The 13095-nt window shown below is 67.1% G+C and carries 12 protein-coding genes, 1 tRNA gene and 1 pseudogene; 7 read left to right on the top strand and 7 right to left on the bottom strand.

Annotated elements, in window-relative coordinates; genetic code table 11:
* Positions 1-133: 133 nt before the first annotated feature.
* The 3 genes and pseudogenes from IEX05_RS02815 to IEX05_RS02805 form a co-directional block, all read left to right on the top strand.
* Positions 134-868 (top strand): annotated as a pseudogene (locus tag IEX05_RS02815) (carbohydrate ABC transporter permease); the annotation flags it as partial.
* Complete coding sequence (locus tag IEX05_RS02810; RefSeq protein WP_188699846.1) at positions 868-1827, top strand: carbohydrate ABC transporter permease; 960 nt, start codon at positions 868-870, stop codon at positions 1825-1827. The pseudogene IEX05_RS02815 and the gene IEX05_RS02810, both read left to right, overlap by 1 nt.
* Positions 1828-1862: 35 nt before the next feature.
* Positions 1863-3221: an ABC transporter substrate-binding protein gene (locus tag IEX05_RS02805; protein WP_188699845.1), complete on the top strand. Its 1359-nt coding sequence runs from the start codon at positions 1863-1865 to the stop codon at positions 3219-3221.
* 27 nt (positions 3222-3248) lie between these two features.
* Here IEX05_RS02805 and IEX05_RS02800 read toward each other — a convergent pair.
* Both IEX05_RS02800 and IEX05_RS02795 read right to left on the bottom strand, forming a co-directional pair.
* Positions 3249-3323 (bottom strand) — tRNA-Ile (locus IEX05_RS02800).
* A gap of 13 nt (positions 3324-3336) precedes the next feature.
* Complete coding sequence (locus tag IEX05_RS02795) at positions 3337-4350, bottom strand: DMT family transporter (protein ID WP_229661082.1); 1014 nt, start codon at positions 4348-4350, stop codon at positions 3337-3339.
* A 61-nt stretch (positions 4351-4411) separates the two neighbouring features.
* Here IEX05_RS02795 and def point away from each other — a divergent pair, with 61 nt between their 5' ends.
* Both def and IEX05_RS02785 read left to right on the top strand, forming a co-directional pair.
* Positions 4412-4978 carry a peptide deformylase gene (gene def, locus IEX05_RS02790; protein ID WP_188699844.1) on the top strand — a complete coding sequence of 189 codons (567 nt, stop codon included), beginning with the start codon at positions 4412-4414 and terminating at the stop codon, positions 4976-4978.
* A gap of 75 nt (positions 4979-5053) precedes the next feature.
* Positions 5054-5578: a septum formation family protein gene (locus tag IEX05_RS02785; RefSeq protein ID WP_188699843.1), complete on the top strand. Its 525-nt coding sequence runs from the start codon at positions 5054-5056 to the stop codon at positions 5576-5578.
* A gap of 42 nt (positions 5579-5620) precedes the next feature.
* Here the strand turns inward: IEX05_RS02785 and IEX05_RS02780 are convergent, their stop codons facing one another.
* From IEX05_RS02780 to dusB, 4 genes are read right to left on the bottom strand one after another with little or no spacing between them, the layout of a single operon-like run.
* Positions 5621-6409: an ATP-binding cassette domain-containing protein gene (locus IEX05_RS02780; protein WP_188699842.1), complete on the bottom strand. Its 789-nt coding sequence runs from the start codon at positions 6407-6409 to the stop codon at positions 5621-5623.
* Positions 6409-8253, bottom strand: coding sequence for a DNA primase (gene dnaG, locus IEX05_RS02775; RefSeq protein ID WP_188699841.1), 1845 nt, complete (start codon positions 8251-8253; stop codon positions 6409-6411). Before dnaG ends, IEX05_RS02780 begins: the two co-directional genes overlap by 1 nt.
* Positions 8253-9578 (bottom strand): deoxyguanosinetriphosphate triphosphohydrolase, encoded by a 1326-nt coding sequence (locus IEX05_RS02770; RefSeq protein WP_229661081.1) that lies wholly within the window; start codon positions 9576-9578, stop codon positions 8253-8255. Before IEX05_RS02770 ends, dnaG begins: the two co-directional genes overlap by 1 nt.
* Entirely contained in the window at positions 9568-10704 is a 1137-nt protein-coding gene (dusB, locus tag IEX05_RS02765; RefSeq protein ID WP_188699886.1) for a tRNA dihydrouridine synthase DusB, read from the bottom strand. The genes IEX05_RS02770 and dusB overlap by 11 nt, the downstream gene beginning before the upstream one ends.
* Before the next feature lie 96 nt (positions 10705-10800).
* On the opposite strand from dusB, the gene IEX05_RS02760 reads away from it, so the two are divergent.
* The gene (locus IEX05_RS02760) at positions 10801-11298 is read left to right on the top strand and encodes a glutathione peroxidase (protein ID WP_188699840.1); all 498 of its coding nucleotides are present in this window, start codon (positions 10801-10803) and stop codon (positions 11296-11298) included.
* A 35-nt stretch (positions 11299-11333) separates the two neighbouring features.
* Complete coding sequence (locus tag IEX05_RS02755) at positions 11334-12137, top strand: isoprenyl transferase (RefSeq protein ID WP_188699839.1); 804 nt, start codon at positions 11334-11336, stop codon at positions 12135-12137.
* 182 nt (positions 12138-12319) lie between these two features.
* Here IEX05_RS02755 and recO read toward each other — a convergent pair whose 3' ends face one another.
* Positions 12320-13057 (bottom strand): DNA repair protein RecO, encoded by a 738-nt coding sequence (gene recO / locus IEX05_RS02750; RefSeq protein WP_188699838.1) that lies wholly within the window; start codon positions 13055-13057, stop codon positions 12320-12322.
* Positions 13058-13095: the final 38 nt, after the last annotated feature.

Here is a 13095-nt window from a genome sequence, read left to right as displayed (position 1 = left end):
ACCACCGCCAACGCGCCCAAGACGCCCTCGGCGGCTTGACGCCCATCGAGTTCGAAGCCAAGCTAGCCGAGCCGCTCACACTCGCGGCCTAAACCGAAACTGTCACCAATTCGTTCCTCACGCCCGACTCGCGAACTACGTGAACCTCTTCGAGGACCCACGCGTGGCGTTGTCGTTAGGCAACACGCTCTTCTATGCCTTGATGGCAGTGCCGCTCGAGATCGCTGTCGCTCTCGTGCTGGCGATGCTGCTGGCCGGGGTGCGGCGTGGGGCCGGCGTGTTCCGCACGCTGTATTACTTGCCCAAGATGACGCCGGCCGTCGCGACGGCGGCGATGTTCTTCCTGCTCCTCAACGGCAACAGCGGCGCGCTGAACGAGCTGCTGCGGTTCTTCGGGATCGACGGTCCGCAGTGGCTCGTCGACCCGGCGTGGATCAAGCCCAGCATCGTACTCATGACGCTGTGGAGCGTCGCCGGCACCATGGTGATCTTCCTCGCGGCGCTGAAGAACGTGCCCATCGAGCTGTACGAGGTCGCGGCCCTCGACGGCGCCGGGAAACTGCGGCGATTCTTCTCGATCACGTTGCCGATGATCTCCGGCGCGATGTTCTTCAACGTCATCGTGCTCTCCATCGCGGCTTTTCAAGTATTCGACCAGGCGTATGTCCTGTTCTGGCGCGACCAGAGCAACTCCTCGCCCGAGTCATCGCTGTTCTATGCCATTTACCTGTTCCAGCAGGCGTTCCGCCAGTTTGATTTCGGGTTCGCCGCTGCTATGGCCTGGTTGCTGTTCGTCATCATCATGGCGATCACCGTGATCCAGGTGAAGTTCGGCAATCGGTTCGTGTACTACGAGGCGGACCACTGATGTCGATATCCTTCCGCCCCGTCCCGCCGTCCGTCGAGCCACCGCTCGAACCGTCGACGGTCATCGTCACCGTGCCCGACGCACGCCGTCGCCGCCGCCGCGCGACGTCCGCCCGCGAAGGCAGTCTGATCGGTCGCGCCCTGCGCCTCGCGCTGCTCGTCGCGTTCGCGGCACTTTTCCTATATCGGTTCGTGTGGCTCCTCGCAGCGAGTCTCAAGCCGCGCGGCGAGGTGTTCGACAACTCGCTCATTCCGCAGACATTCATGCCCGAGAATTACGTCGAGGTATGGAATCAGTTGCCGCTGATGAGCTGGATGTGGAACAGCGTCGCCATCGCGTTCCTCGCGGCGACGGCGGTGTCGATCTCGAGCTCGATCGTCGCATTCGGTTTCGCGTACTTCCGCTTCCCGGGGCGCAGCGTCCTCTTCGGCCTCGTGCTCGCCACCATGATGCTCCCCGGCGCCGTCACCATGGTCCCGATCTATCTGATCTGGAAGGAGACGGGGATGCTGGGCACCTGGGTGCCGCTATGGGGCATGAACCTCTTCGGATCTGCCTTCTACATCTTCCTACAGCGTCAGTTCTTCCTCGGGTTGCCTCGCGGTCTGTTCGAGGCGGCGCGCCTGGACGGCGCAAGCTACTGGAAGATGTTCTGGCGTATCGCGATGCCGCTTTCGGTCCCGTCGTTCGTGATCGTCTTCCTCTTCGAGTTCCAGGCCAGTTGGAACAACCTGCAGTCGGCGCTGATCTACCTGAACGCGGGCTCCCCCGATGATTTCGCCGCCCCGCTCGGCATCGCGTACGCGATGACGAAGTACAGCCCCACCGCGGGTGGACACGGGGACTACCAGTACGTCATGGTCGCCGCCCTCATCGTCACGATACCGATGCTCGTGCTATTCGCCTTCGGGCAACGGTACTTCATCGAGGGCGTCGCAACACAGGGCCGAAAAGGTTGAGCGGCGCCTCCGCGCCGCCGAGAAAGGAACAGATCATGCGCAGAACATCTTTCGCTGCCGTAAGCCTGGCGGCGGCATCCGTCGTGCTCGCGGGGTGCGGTTCGGGCGGCCACGAGCACGCCGGTGATGCTGACTTCACCGCTGATCCCGAAGGAACCCTCGCGGCCTGGGGATTTGAGAACGTCGACGACGTCGCCACGTCGCGGCTCGACTACGCCGCCTCGCAACTCGACGGTGCGGATATCGATCTCGACGCAACCGCGTTTGATGCCCAGAAGTTCACTACACGCCTCGCCTCGGGCGACGTGCCCGACGTGGTGCAGATGGACCGCCGCTATGTCACCACCTACGCTGCACAGGATCTGATCATGCCCCTTGACGCCTGCTTCGAAGCGCACGACGTCGATGCGCGGTCGCATTGGTACGAGGCGGTCGTCGACGACGTCACCTATGACAACAGCATCTGGGCAGTGCCGCAGTTTTACCAGCCGCCGGCGATCCTGCTGAACAAGGCCGTGCTCGACGAGGCCGGTGTGACACCGGAGGAGATCGACACGTCGCAGCCCGATGTGCTACTCGCCGCGATCGAGAAGATTTATCAGGAGTCCGGCGGCGTACCGACGCGTCTCGGGTTCGATCCGGTCGCGACGGGTCAGAGCGGCCTATGGATCCTGGCGATGGGCGGGCAGCTCAACGACGAGGACGGCGCACCGACCCTCGACGACCCGGCCAACGCTGCCGGCGTCGAGATGCTTAAGCAGATCACCGACGCGCAAGGCGGCTTCGCGGCAGTGAAGAGCTTCACCGACTCGTTCGATACGTTCGGGGACGACAACCAGTACGTCGCCGGCCAGGTCGGAGCGCAGGTGAACGCGCAGTGGTACCCGAATGTCCTCTCGCCGTACGTGGATCAGCTCGATCTCGAGGCCGTGCCGTTCCGCGATGCCGACGGCGAGCCGTTCTCAGTCGCCTCGGGAACCGCGTTCGTGATTCCCGCGGGTGCGAAGAACCCCGCCGCTGCCTGCGCCTGGATGCTCGAGCTCACCTCCGACGAAGCGTGGGATGCGGCCGGTAAGGCGCGCGCCGAAACCCGCGAGCAGGACGGCGGAATCAACACCGGTCTGTTCACCGGCTCGCCAGACGCTGACGGTCGCCTGCGGGAAGAGTATGTCGTTGATAGCGGAAACGCCGGGTTCGACCAGGTCATCTCGACCTACTACGACGTCGTCGACTACGGCGAGTCGTTCGGGTCCTCCCCGGCTGGGCAGGAGATCCAGAACGAGCTCAACAACGCGATCACGGCCGCCCTGCTCGGGGACAAGTCGCCCGAAGACGCGCTTGCGGACGCTCAGCAGGCGGCGATGCGCGCCTACGAGAAGGCCACCGCGGGCTGACGTACGCGGCGAAGTGGTACAGAGGAGTGGGACCGGTGGGACTTGAACCCACGGATCGTCGAGTTATGAGCTCGCTGCCTTGACCATCTTGGCTACGGTCCCGCGGCTTGCCATTCTACTGGTCCTCGGCGTCCGGCTCCGAATCGCCCGCGGCCGGGGTGCGTCGTCCGGTGGCGGCTCCGCTCTCGCTTACGACCTGCGGGTGGTGCTTCGCCAGCAGGGCAACGCCGACGGCAGCGACCGCTCCTGCGAGCACCCATATCAGGAGCGTCCACAGGGGCGTGCGGGCCGCCTCGCCGAGGAGGGTGGCGCCGACCGCGACGGCGATGATCGGATCCACGACCGTGAGCCCCGCGATCACGAGATCGGGCGGCCCGGACGAGTAGGCCGTCTGCACGAAGTATGCGCCGACGAGGCCCGCCGCCGCCAGAGCGAGCGCGCAGGCGATCGTCAGGAGCCCGAAGTCGCCCTCCTGCACGCGCTTGATGATGACCTTCGCGAGGGTCGCGACGAAACCGTAGAGGACGCCGGCGCTGGTGATGTAGAACAGCGCCCCCGCGCGCAGGCGGAGGAACAGCCACGCGAAACCCACGAGGATAAGCACGACGAAGAGGATGACGAGCAGCACGAGAAGCTGCGAGTCGTCGAGCGGCCTCTCGACGGCGTAGAAGGCGGCGAAGCCCACGAAGACGAAGATCCCGCCGAGACACAGAGCGGTCGCGCTGAGCGACGCCTTGGTGGGCATGTGCCCGGTCATCTGGGCGTTCAGCATTGTCGTGATGACGAGCGAGATCGCTCCGAGCGGTTGCACGACGATCAGCGGCGCGATCGCGAGCGCTGAGAGCTGACACACGATCGCCGCGCCGAGGATCAGGGTGCCGAGCACCCACGAGGGCCTGCGCAGGAGGGCGACCACGTGCGCCGAGCTCAGACCCTGCTTGCCGGTGCGTCCAGACGCCGCCTCCACTTTCCGCACGCCACGGCTCTGATACTGCGCACCGAGCGACATGAACACTGCGCCGGCGATGGCGAGCGGGATGCCGAGCAGCAGCCCGGGGTTGTCGAAGAGGCCGACGAGCTCATCGTGCGGTGCGGCAACGGCTCGGATGGTCGTCTCATACCAGCTCACGCTGTCGAGCGTAGTGGCACTTTCTCGGAGACCGCCATCGGGTTAGCCCTAGCCTTGGAGTATGGCTATTCTCCCGATTCGCATTTGGGGCGACCCGGTTCTGCACGCGCCCGCCGCCGCGGTGGACGAGATCACCGACGAGATCCGCACGCTCGTCGCCGACATGTACGAGACGATGGATGCCGCCCCCGGCGTGGGACTCGCGGCCCCTCAGGTAGGCGTGGGCCTGCGCATCTACACGTACACCTACGAAGACGACGAGGGAAACCCGTGGCGCGGCGAGGTCATCAACCCCGTGCTGTGGATGGCGCCGCTCGAACCTGGCGAGCCGGACGAGGAGACCGAGTCCGAGGGATGCCTGTCGTTCCCCGGCGAGAGCTTTCCGCTGCGGCGATCGGATCGCGTCATGGTGACGGGCATCGACCTCGAGGGCCGGCCGGTGCACATCGAGGTCGACGGGTGGCGCGCCCGGATCATGCAGCACGAGTTCGATCACCTCGACGGTGTCGTCTACATCGACCGGATCTCGGACGGCGACTGGAAGACCGCACAGAAGATCGTGAAGAAGCGGCGCTGGGGCGTGCCCGGCGTGAGTTGGACCCCGGGGGTCGACGACGTCGACGCGTGAAGCTGTTACCGGGAGGCCATCTTCATTCCCTAAGCTCGAGTGGTATCCGATAGATCAGTACAGAGACAGGTTGTTATGACTCTCCGTAACCGCACCGCCCGCATCCTCATCGTCGGCGGCGCACTTCTTGCCGCCTCCACCCTCGCCGGTTGCGGCCAGATCAGCACGCTCTTCGGCGGCGCTCAGCGCGACAGCGACACGAACGAGGTCACCGAGGCGGGCACCGACTCGGTCTTCGACATCCAGGTCGGCGATTGCATGGCCGAGCCCGAGGGCGACGAGGTTTTCGACGTCGACGTCGTGCCCTGCTCGGAGGAGCATGACTACGAGTTCTACTACGCGTACGACCTCGACCTCGGCGAGGGCTTCCCCACGGACGAAGCCATGACCACCGACGCCGACCAGAAGTGCTACGACGCGTTCACCGACTTCGTCGGTATCCCCGCCGAGGAATCGGCTTCCCTGGCATTCAACTACTACCTCCCCAGCCCGGAGTCGTGGGCTGACGGCGACCGCCAGGTCCAGTGCATGGTGGTCGAGGTCGACGAGTCCGGCGCCGCCGTTCCTGTCACCGGATCCCTCAAGGGCTCCAAGCGCTGATTCTGCGTATCACGAAGGCCGTCCCGCACGGGGCGGCCTTCGTCATGCGCCGCCGAGAAACGCGTGGGCCTCGCGCGCGCCGGGCGTGATCAGGGGCTCCTCCCCCGCGCGGCGCACGCCGACAACGGATCCACGGTCCAAGACGAGCTGTTCGGCACCGATCTCCTGCGCGAACTCGACGTCGTTCGACACGATGAGCGCGGCCATTCCCCACTCCTCGCGCCGCCGGAGAATCGCGTCTCGGACGACGTGCCGCACCTCGATGTCGATCCCCGCGAGGGGCTCGTCGGCGATGAGTAGCCGCGGATCGAGAACGAGCGCGACGGCCAGGGCGACACGCTGGCGCATGCCCGAGCTGAGCTCGTGCGGGAACTTGCCCGCCGCCCCGAGCGGCAGTCGTACCTCATCGAGAAGGTTCGACACGCGGATCTCCAGCTGACGACGCGCCAGGCGCGGTTCGCGCTCCAGAAGCGGCAGCGAGATGAGTTCCCCGACTGTGCGGTCCGGGTCGAGCCCCGGACCCGCATCCTGCGAGAGGAAGCCGACCCGGAACGTGAGCACGTTGCGCGCACGACCGCGTCGTTCCGGGGAGATGCCGCACACCACCGCGGATCCGCCGACGATGCGCGTGTCGCGGCCGGCACGACCCGAGAGAGCGAGGGCGAGCGACGACTTTCCGGATCCCGTTGGCCCGGATACGACGAGCGCGGAGCCGAACGGGAGCTCGGCGCGCACGCCATCGACAGCGCGCATGCTCGACGGGCCCCGTCCGCGCGCAACGCTCAGATCGTCGAGGCGAAGCGCCCACTCGGTCAGTTTGGGTAATGCCATCAGGTCTCCTCGATGAGTCTGCGACGTTCCATTTCGAGATCGCGCAAGCGGATCTGCACGGCGCGCCCCTCCGGGCTGCCGGGCTCGAGTCGCTGCAGCTCGCCGAGCAGTTCGCTCTTCTGCGCGTCCAGCGCGCGCGCGATGAGTCGCCGGCACAGATCGTTCGCCGATACGGCGGCGTGCTCCTCGTCGCGGGCAGGGAAATCGCGCATCAGCACCTCGCCGCCGAGCTGGCGCAGCGACTGCGGCAGCAGGTCGAGCGCCGCCTGGCCCCAGCCCGGTTTCGACCGGTCGACCGCGAGAATGGCCTTGCGTACCTCGTCGAGCGCGGGGGTTCGGAAGGGTGACTCGATTGCGCGTTGGAACAGCGCCGGCTCGATGAGGTGCCCGTACTGCAGGATTCCCGTGAGCGCGTCGCGTTCCATCGCGACGTCCGTCGTGCGCGGCAGGCTCGCGAGCGTCACGGACGGGGCGGCCGTCCCCGGGGCGGGTGCGTGCCGCTCCTCGCGACGCCCCCCGCGAGCGGCAATCTCGACCTCCCGGTGCACGTCCGTCGGATCCATGCCGAGCCGCTGCGCGAGCGTGCGCTCGTATCCGGGGCGGATCAGCCTGTCCTTGATCTCCGCGACGATGGGCGCCGCGGCGCGCAGGGCGCCGACGCGGCCCTCGACGCTCGTGAGGGGGAAGCCGGCGATCTTCCTATCGATGACGAACTCGATCATCGGGCTCCGGGTGTCGAGGAGCGCCCGCACCGCCTGATCCCCTCGCTGCAATCGCAGATCGCACGGATCCAAACCATCGGGCGCGACGGCGACAAAGGTCTGCGCGGAGAATCGTTCGGCCTCCGAGAAGGCCCGAAGCGCGGCCTTCTGCCCGGCCTCGTCGCCGTCGAAGGTGAAGACGACCTCGCCCGTCGCGGAGTCGTCGCCCATCACGCGCCGCAGGGTGCGGATGTGCTCGGATCCGAACGCCGTGCCGCAGGTCGCCACGGCGGTCGTGAGACCCGCGAGGTGACAGGCCATGACGTCCGTGTATCCCTCGACGACGATCACGCGCTTCGGATCTCCGCGGGAGATGTCCCGCTTGGCGAGGTCGAGGCCGTAGAGCACCTGGTTCTTCTTGTAGATCGGCGTCTCGGGCGTGTTGAGGTACTTCGGCCCCTGGTCCTCGTCGTAGAGCTTGCGCGCACCGAAACCGATCGTCTGCCCCGTCACATCGCGGATCGGCCAGACGATCCGCCCGCGGAACCTGTCGTAGACGCCGCCGCGCTGATTCGTCGAGACCAGCCCCGCCGTGATGAGCTCGTCGCGCGTGAAGCCCTGCCCGGTGAGGTGGTTGAGGAGGTGATCCCACCCCTTCGGCGCGTATCCGACGCCGAAGTGCGCCGCCGCCCCGGGGTCGAACCCGCGGCCGCCCAGGAACGCGCGCGCGGGCTCCGCCTCGGGCGAGAGCAGCTGCTGTCGGAAGTACTCCGCAGCCTGCGTGTTCGCCGCGAACAGCCGCGCGCGGCCGCTCGATTTCTCGGGCGCGGGACCGCCGCCCTCTTCGTAATGGAGCTCATAGCCGACGCGCTGCGCCATTAGCTCGACGGCCTCACTGAACGAGAGGTGGTCCATCTCGCGGAGGAAGGTGAAGACGTCGCCGGACTCCCCGCAGCCGAAGCAGTGGTAGTACCCCTGGCTCGGGCGCACGTTGAAACTGGGGCTGCGCTCGTCGTGGAACGGGCACAGGCCCTTGAGGGAGCCCACGCCCGCCGACTTCAGGGCGACGCGTTCGCCGATGACGTCGGCGATGTTGATGCGGGACTTGACCTCTTCGATATCGGCGGCAACGATGCGGGGCATCAGTCTCGCCCCTCCACCGCACGCAGGCGGATCCCGACCGACGCCGGGTCGATGTCGCCCACCAGGCGGGCGTGCCACGCGACCGCCGACTGGTCGGTGAGGCTCGCCACCTGGTCAACGATCACGCGCTTACGCTCGGCGTCGGTCTTCGCGGCCGCATAGTCGACAGCGAAGGCCGGATCCAGATGGTCCGCACCGGAAGAGAACAGGGTGTCGGTGGTCGACAGGGCGTCCGCGATGCGCGTCAAGACGGCGCGCTGCTCGCGGTACACCTCGCGGCGACGCTCGATCGTCACGATCGATGCGCCCATGATGCCCTTTAACACCGCGATCTCGAGCTCGATCTCGCGCGGGATCACGACATGCGCCTGATACCGGGTCAGGTCGCCCGTGGCGTAGTGCTCGCGTGTGGCGTCGACGGCGGCGCTCGCGAAGCGTCCGATCAGGTCGCTCGTGAGGTTCTTCAGTCGCGCGAGCGACTGCCGCGAACGGTCGAAGCCGCGCAACCACATCGGTTGGCGGCTCAGCCGGTAGAGCGCATCGGCCAGCTCATCGCGACCATAGTCGTAGCCGACCCATGACTGGATGCTGCCCACGAGCGGGTGGTGCTCCACTGGATCCGCCAGCTGTGCGACGTCGACGTAACCGTTCATCACGGCGTCCTCGAAGTCGTGCACCGAGTAGGCGATGTCGTCCGAGAGGTCCATCACTTCGGCCTCGATGCAGCGCACGCGCTCGGGCGCCCCGTCACGCATCCAGCGGTAGACCTCTTCGTCTTCCGGGTAGACGCCGAACTTGAGGCGGCCGCCGGGGTCGGCGACCGGATCCGACGCGGTCCAGGGATACTTGCAGCTCGCATCGAGCGTGGCGCGCGTGAGGTTGAGGCCCAGGGAACGGTCGCCCTGCATGGTCTTCGCCTCGAGCCGCGTCAGGATCCGCAGGCTCTGCGCGTTCCCCTCAAAGCCGCCGATGTCGCTGGACCATTCGTTTAGCGCCCGCTCACCGTTGTGGCCGAACGGCGGGTGTCCGAGGTCATGGCTGAGGCACGCCGCGTCCACGACGTCCTCGCTGAGCCCCAGCGACGTCGCGAGTTCTCGGCCGATCTGCGCGACCTCGAGAGAGTGCGTCAGGCGGTTCCGGGCGAAATCCGCGTCGCTCGCGGGACTCAGCACCTGGGTCTTCGCGCCCAGGCGTCGCAGCGCCGCGGAGTGCAGGACGCGGGCGCGGTCGCGCGCGAAGTGGCCACGCGCCGAACGGTGCTGCTCGATGAGGAACCGCTCGCTGTCGCGGGTCGTGTACCCCGCCGGGAGCAGTTCAGCCGCCACTGGTATCGAGCTCCGCTTCCTGCAGATCCGCCGACTCCTGCGAGTTCATCGTGCGGGACGACAACCAGCCGTCGGGAAGCACGGCCCGGCGCGCGCGGCCTGAACGCCCGCGCGGACCCTCCACGCCCTCGCCCGGGTAGGGAGCGGTGAGGTCGAGCTCGGCGATGAGCGCGTCGATGTCGGCGAGAGAGTTCACCTGAGTGAACCGCCCGCGCATCTCGCCGCCGACCGGGTAGCCCTTGAAGTACCAACCGGCGTGCTTGCGGATGTCGCGGCAACCGCGCAGCTCGTCCTCGTAAAAGTCGACGAGAAGCTCGGCGTGGCGGCGGAACGCCTGCGCAACGAACGCGAGCGTCGCATCGACGATGGGCGCCTCGGCGTTGCCGAACGCTCGGGCGAGCTCGCCGAAGAGCCAGGGGCGACCGAGGCAGCCTCGTCCGACGACGACGCCGTCGCATCCGGTCTCGTCGACCATCCGGATCGCGTCTTCCGCGCTCCAGATGTCGCCGTTTCCGAGCACGGGGATGGTCTCGATGTGCTCCTTCAGGCGCGCGATCGCCGACCAGTCGGCGTGGCCCGAGTATGACTGCTCGAGCGTGCGCGCGTGCAGGGAGACGGCGGCGGCACCGACCGACTCGGCCGCCTTCGCCGCCTCGAGGTACGTGAGGTGGTCGTCGTCGATGCCCTTACGAATCTTGACCGTGACAGGCACATCCCCCGCGCCGTCCACCGCGGCCTTCACGATGTCGCGGAAGAGGTCGCTCTTCCAGGGCAACGCGGATCCGCCGCCCTTGCGGGTGACCTTCGGGACCGGGCAACCGAAGTTCAGGTCGATGTGGTCGGCGTGATTCTCCGCCGCGATGATCCGAGCGGCCTCGCCCGTGTACTTGGGATCGACTCCATAGAGCTGGATCGAGCGCGGCGTCTCGGACTCGTGGTGCCGGATGAGGCGCATCGTGACCTCGTTGCGCTCGACCAGCGCGCGCGTCGTGATCATCTCGGTCACGTACAGGCCGATGCCGTATTCGCGGCACAGTCGCCGGAACGCCATGTTCGTGACACCCGCCATGGGCGCGAGCACGACGGGGACGTCGACCGTGAGCGGTCCGATCTGCAGCGGTGGCATCTTGCGCACGTCGGGGGCGGTATCGAGAACGGCTGTCACCCGTCCATTCTCTCACCGTTCGGCCGCGCGATAGCTGACGGGCGTAACCTGTGGAATATGAGCACCGAAACCGACATCCGAGCCATCGAATTCGCCGACGCGTCGGGCGAAACGAAGACCCTCGCCGACTACGGGACGGGCGTGACCATTGTCGTCAACGTTGCCAGCAAGTGCGGCCTCACGCCCCAGTACGAACAGCTCGAGCAGCTTCAGCGCACCTACGGCGATCGCGGGCTGAACATCATCGGCTTCCCCTGCAACCAGTTCATGGGGCAGGAACCCGGATCCATGGATGAGATCCTCGAGTACTGCTCGACGACGTGGGGCGTCAGCTTCCCGATCGCCGACAAGGTGAAGGTGAACGGGCCGAATGCCGCTCCCCTGTTCAAGGCCCTGAAGAAGACGAAGGATCACGCCGGGCTCGGCGGCCCCGTCGCGTGGAACTTCGAGAAATTCGTGATCCTGCCCTCGGGCGAGGTCGAGCGCTTCCGCCCGCAGACGAAACCGGACGACGAGGCGATCGTGTCGCTGATCGAGGCCAACCTGCCCGCATAGGGCGGGTACCGAGCCTCTCGCGCGATAATGGCGAGATGGCGAAGCCGTACACCCACCCCGATGCCGTTCCGTTCAAGCCGCTGAACTGGACCGGCCTCGAGCCCCCGCGTTTCACGGGACCGGTGCCCAACCACGTGGCCGTCGTCATGGACGGAAACGGCCGCTGGGCGAACCAGCAGGGTCTGCCACGCACCGACGGGCACCGGGTCGGTGTCGATGCCATGCTCGACGTCATCGCCGGCGCCGTTCAGGCGGGCGTGAAGCACCTTTCGGTGTACGCGTTCTCGACCGAGAACTGGAAGCGCTCCCCCGCCGAGGTGAAGTTCCTCATGGGCTTCAACCGCGAGGTGCTGCACAAGCACCGCGATCAGCTCAACGAGTGGGGCGTGCGCGTTCGCTGGGCGGGGCGCCGTCCGAAGCTGTGGGGATCCGTCATCAAGGACCTCGAGGTCGCCGAGGAGCTCACCAAAGACAACACGACGATGACGCTCGCGATGTGCATCAACTATGGCGGACGGTGGGAAGTCGTTGACGCGATGCGCGAGATGGCCGAGGAGGTCAGGGCCGGCCGGCTCAAGCCCTCCGCGATCAATGAGATGACCATCAGCAAGCACCTGTACCTGCCGAATATGCCCGATGTCGACCTGTTCATCCGCTCCGGCGGCGAGCAGCGCACCAGCAACTTCATGCTGTGGGAGTCGGCGTACGCCGAGATGATCTTCGACGACACCCTCTGGCCCGATTTCACGCGCGAGAACCTGTGGCGCGCGATCCAGAGCTTCCACTCCCGCGACCGCCGCTACGGCGGCGCGATCGACAAGGCCACCGCCTCGACCTAACCGCCCGCGCCAGGTTCCCCCTACAGCCGCGCGCTTCCGCTTCGAGCTTCTGCAGATGCGCTGAGATTCTGACGATTCCGCGCAATCCCGCCCGGTCTCGCGCGATCGTCAGAATCTCGGCGCGGCAAGCCCACGCATATGCGGAGTAGCACGGGATCCGTTCTGCGCCCGATCGAGCGCGCTCAGCGCAGCGCGGGGCGCTGGCGGGTGCCGAGGGAGCGCACGGAGCGCTCGAGGTGGTGCTGCGCGAACGCGGCGATCAGGCTGCTGGCGCGATCGAGCGCCTGCGGATCCGACTGGTCGACGAGCGACCAATCGCCCGCGAGCAGGGCTCCGACGAGCGACGTCGTGTGCGGATCCGTGCGCGGCACGCCCGCGGGCGCGCAGCGATCGCAGACCACGCCGCCGAATTGCGGCGAAAAGCGCGTGTGCGAGCCCGGTTCACCGCATTGCGCGCAGGCTTCGGTCTGGATCGGCCAGCCCGCAAGGCCGAGGGCGCGCAGGAGATACGAGTCGCGCGTCGCCTGGGGCGCGTGCTCCGCGCGCGCGAGGGAACGCAGCGCGCCGACGAGGAGGAAGAACTGCTTCTCCTGTGCGTCGCCCTCGCCGACCAATCTGAGCGCGGCCTCCGCCATCGCGTTCGCCGCGAGGAAGCTGTCGTAGTCTGCCGCGATGGCCGCACCGTAGGTGCCGATCTGATCGACCTGCTGCACGATGTCGAGGCTGCGGCCGACGTAGAGCTGAGCGTCGACCACCATGAACGGCTCGAGCCGCGCCCCGAACTTGCTCGACGTGCGACGCACGCCCTTCGCGACCGCGCGAACCTGCCCGTGCTGGCGCGTCAGTAGCGTGAGGATCCGGTCGGCCTCGCCGAGCTTCTGCGTGCGGAGCACGACCGCGTCGTCTCGATAGGTGGGCATCCCCCGATTATCTCCCGCGCGGCTGGCACGGGCGCCGG

The organism is Microbacterium nanhaiense (assembly GCF_014646015.1).
GTDB lineage: Bacteria > Actinomycetota > Actinomycetes > Actinomycetales > Microbacteriaceae > Microbacterium > Microbacterium nanhaiense.
The sequence above is the reverse complement of the archived record's forward strand: the minus strand, read 5'-3'. Positions and strand labels throughout refer to the sequence as shown.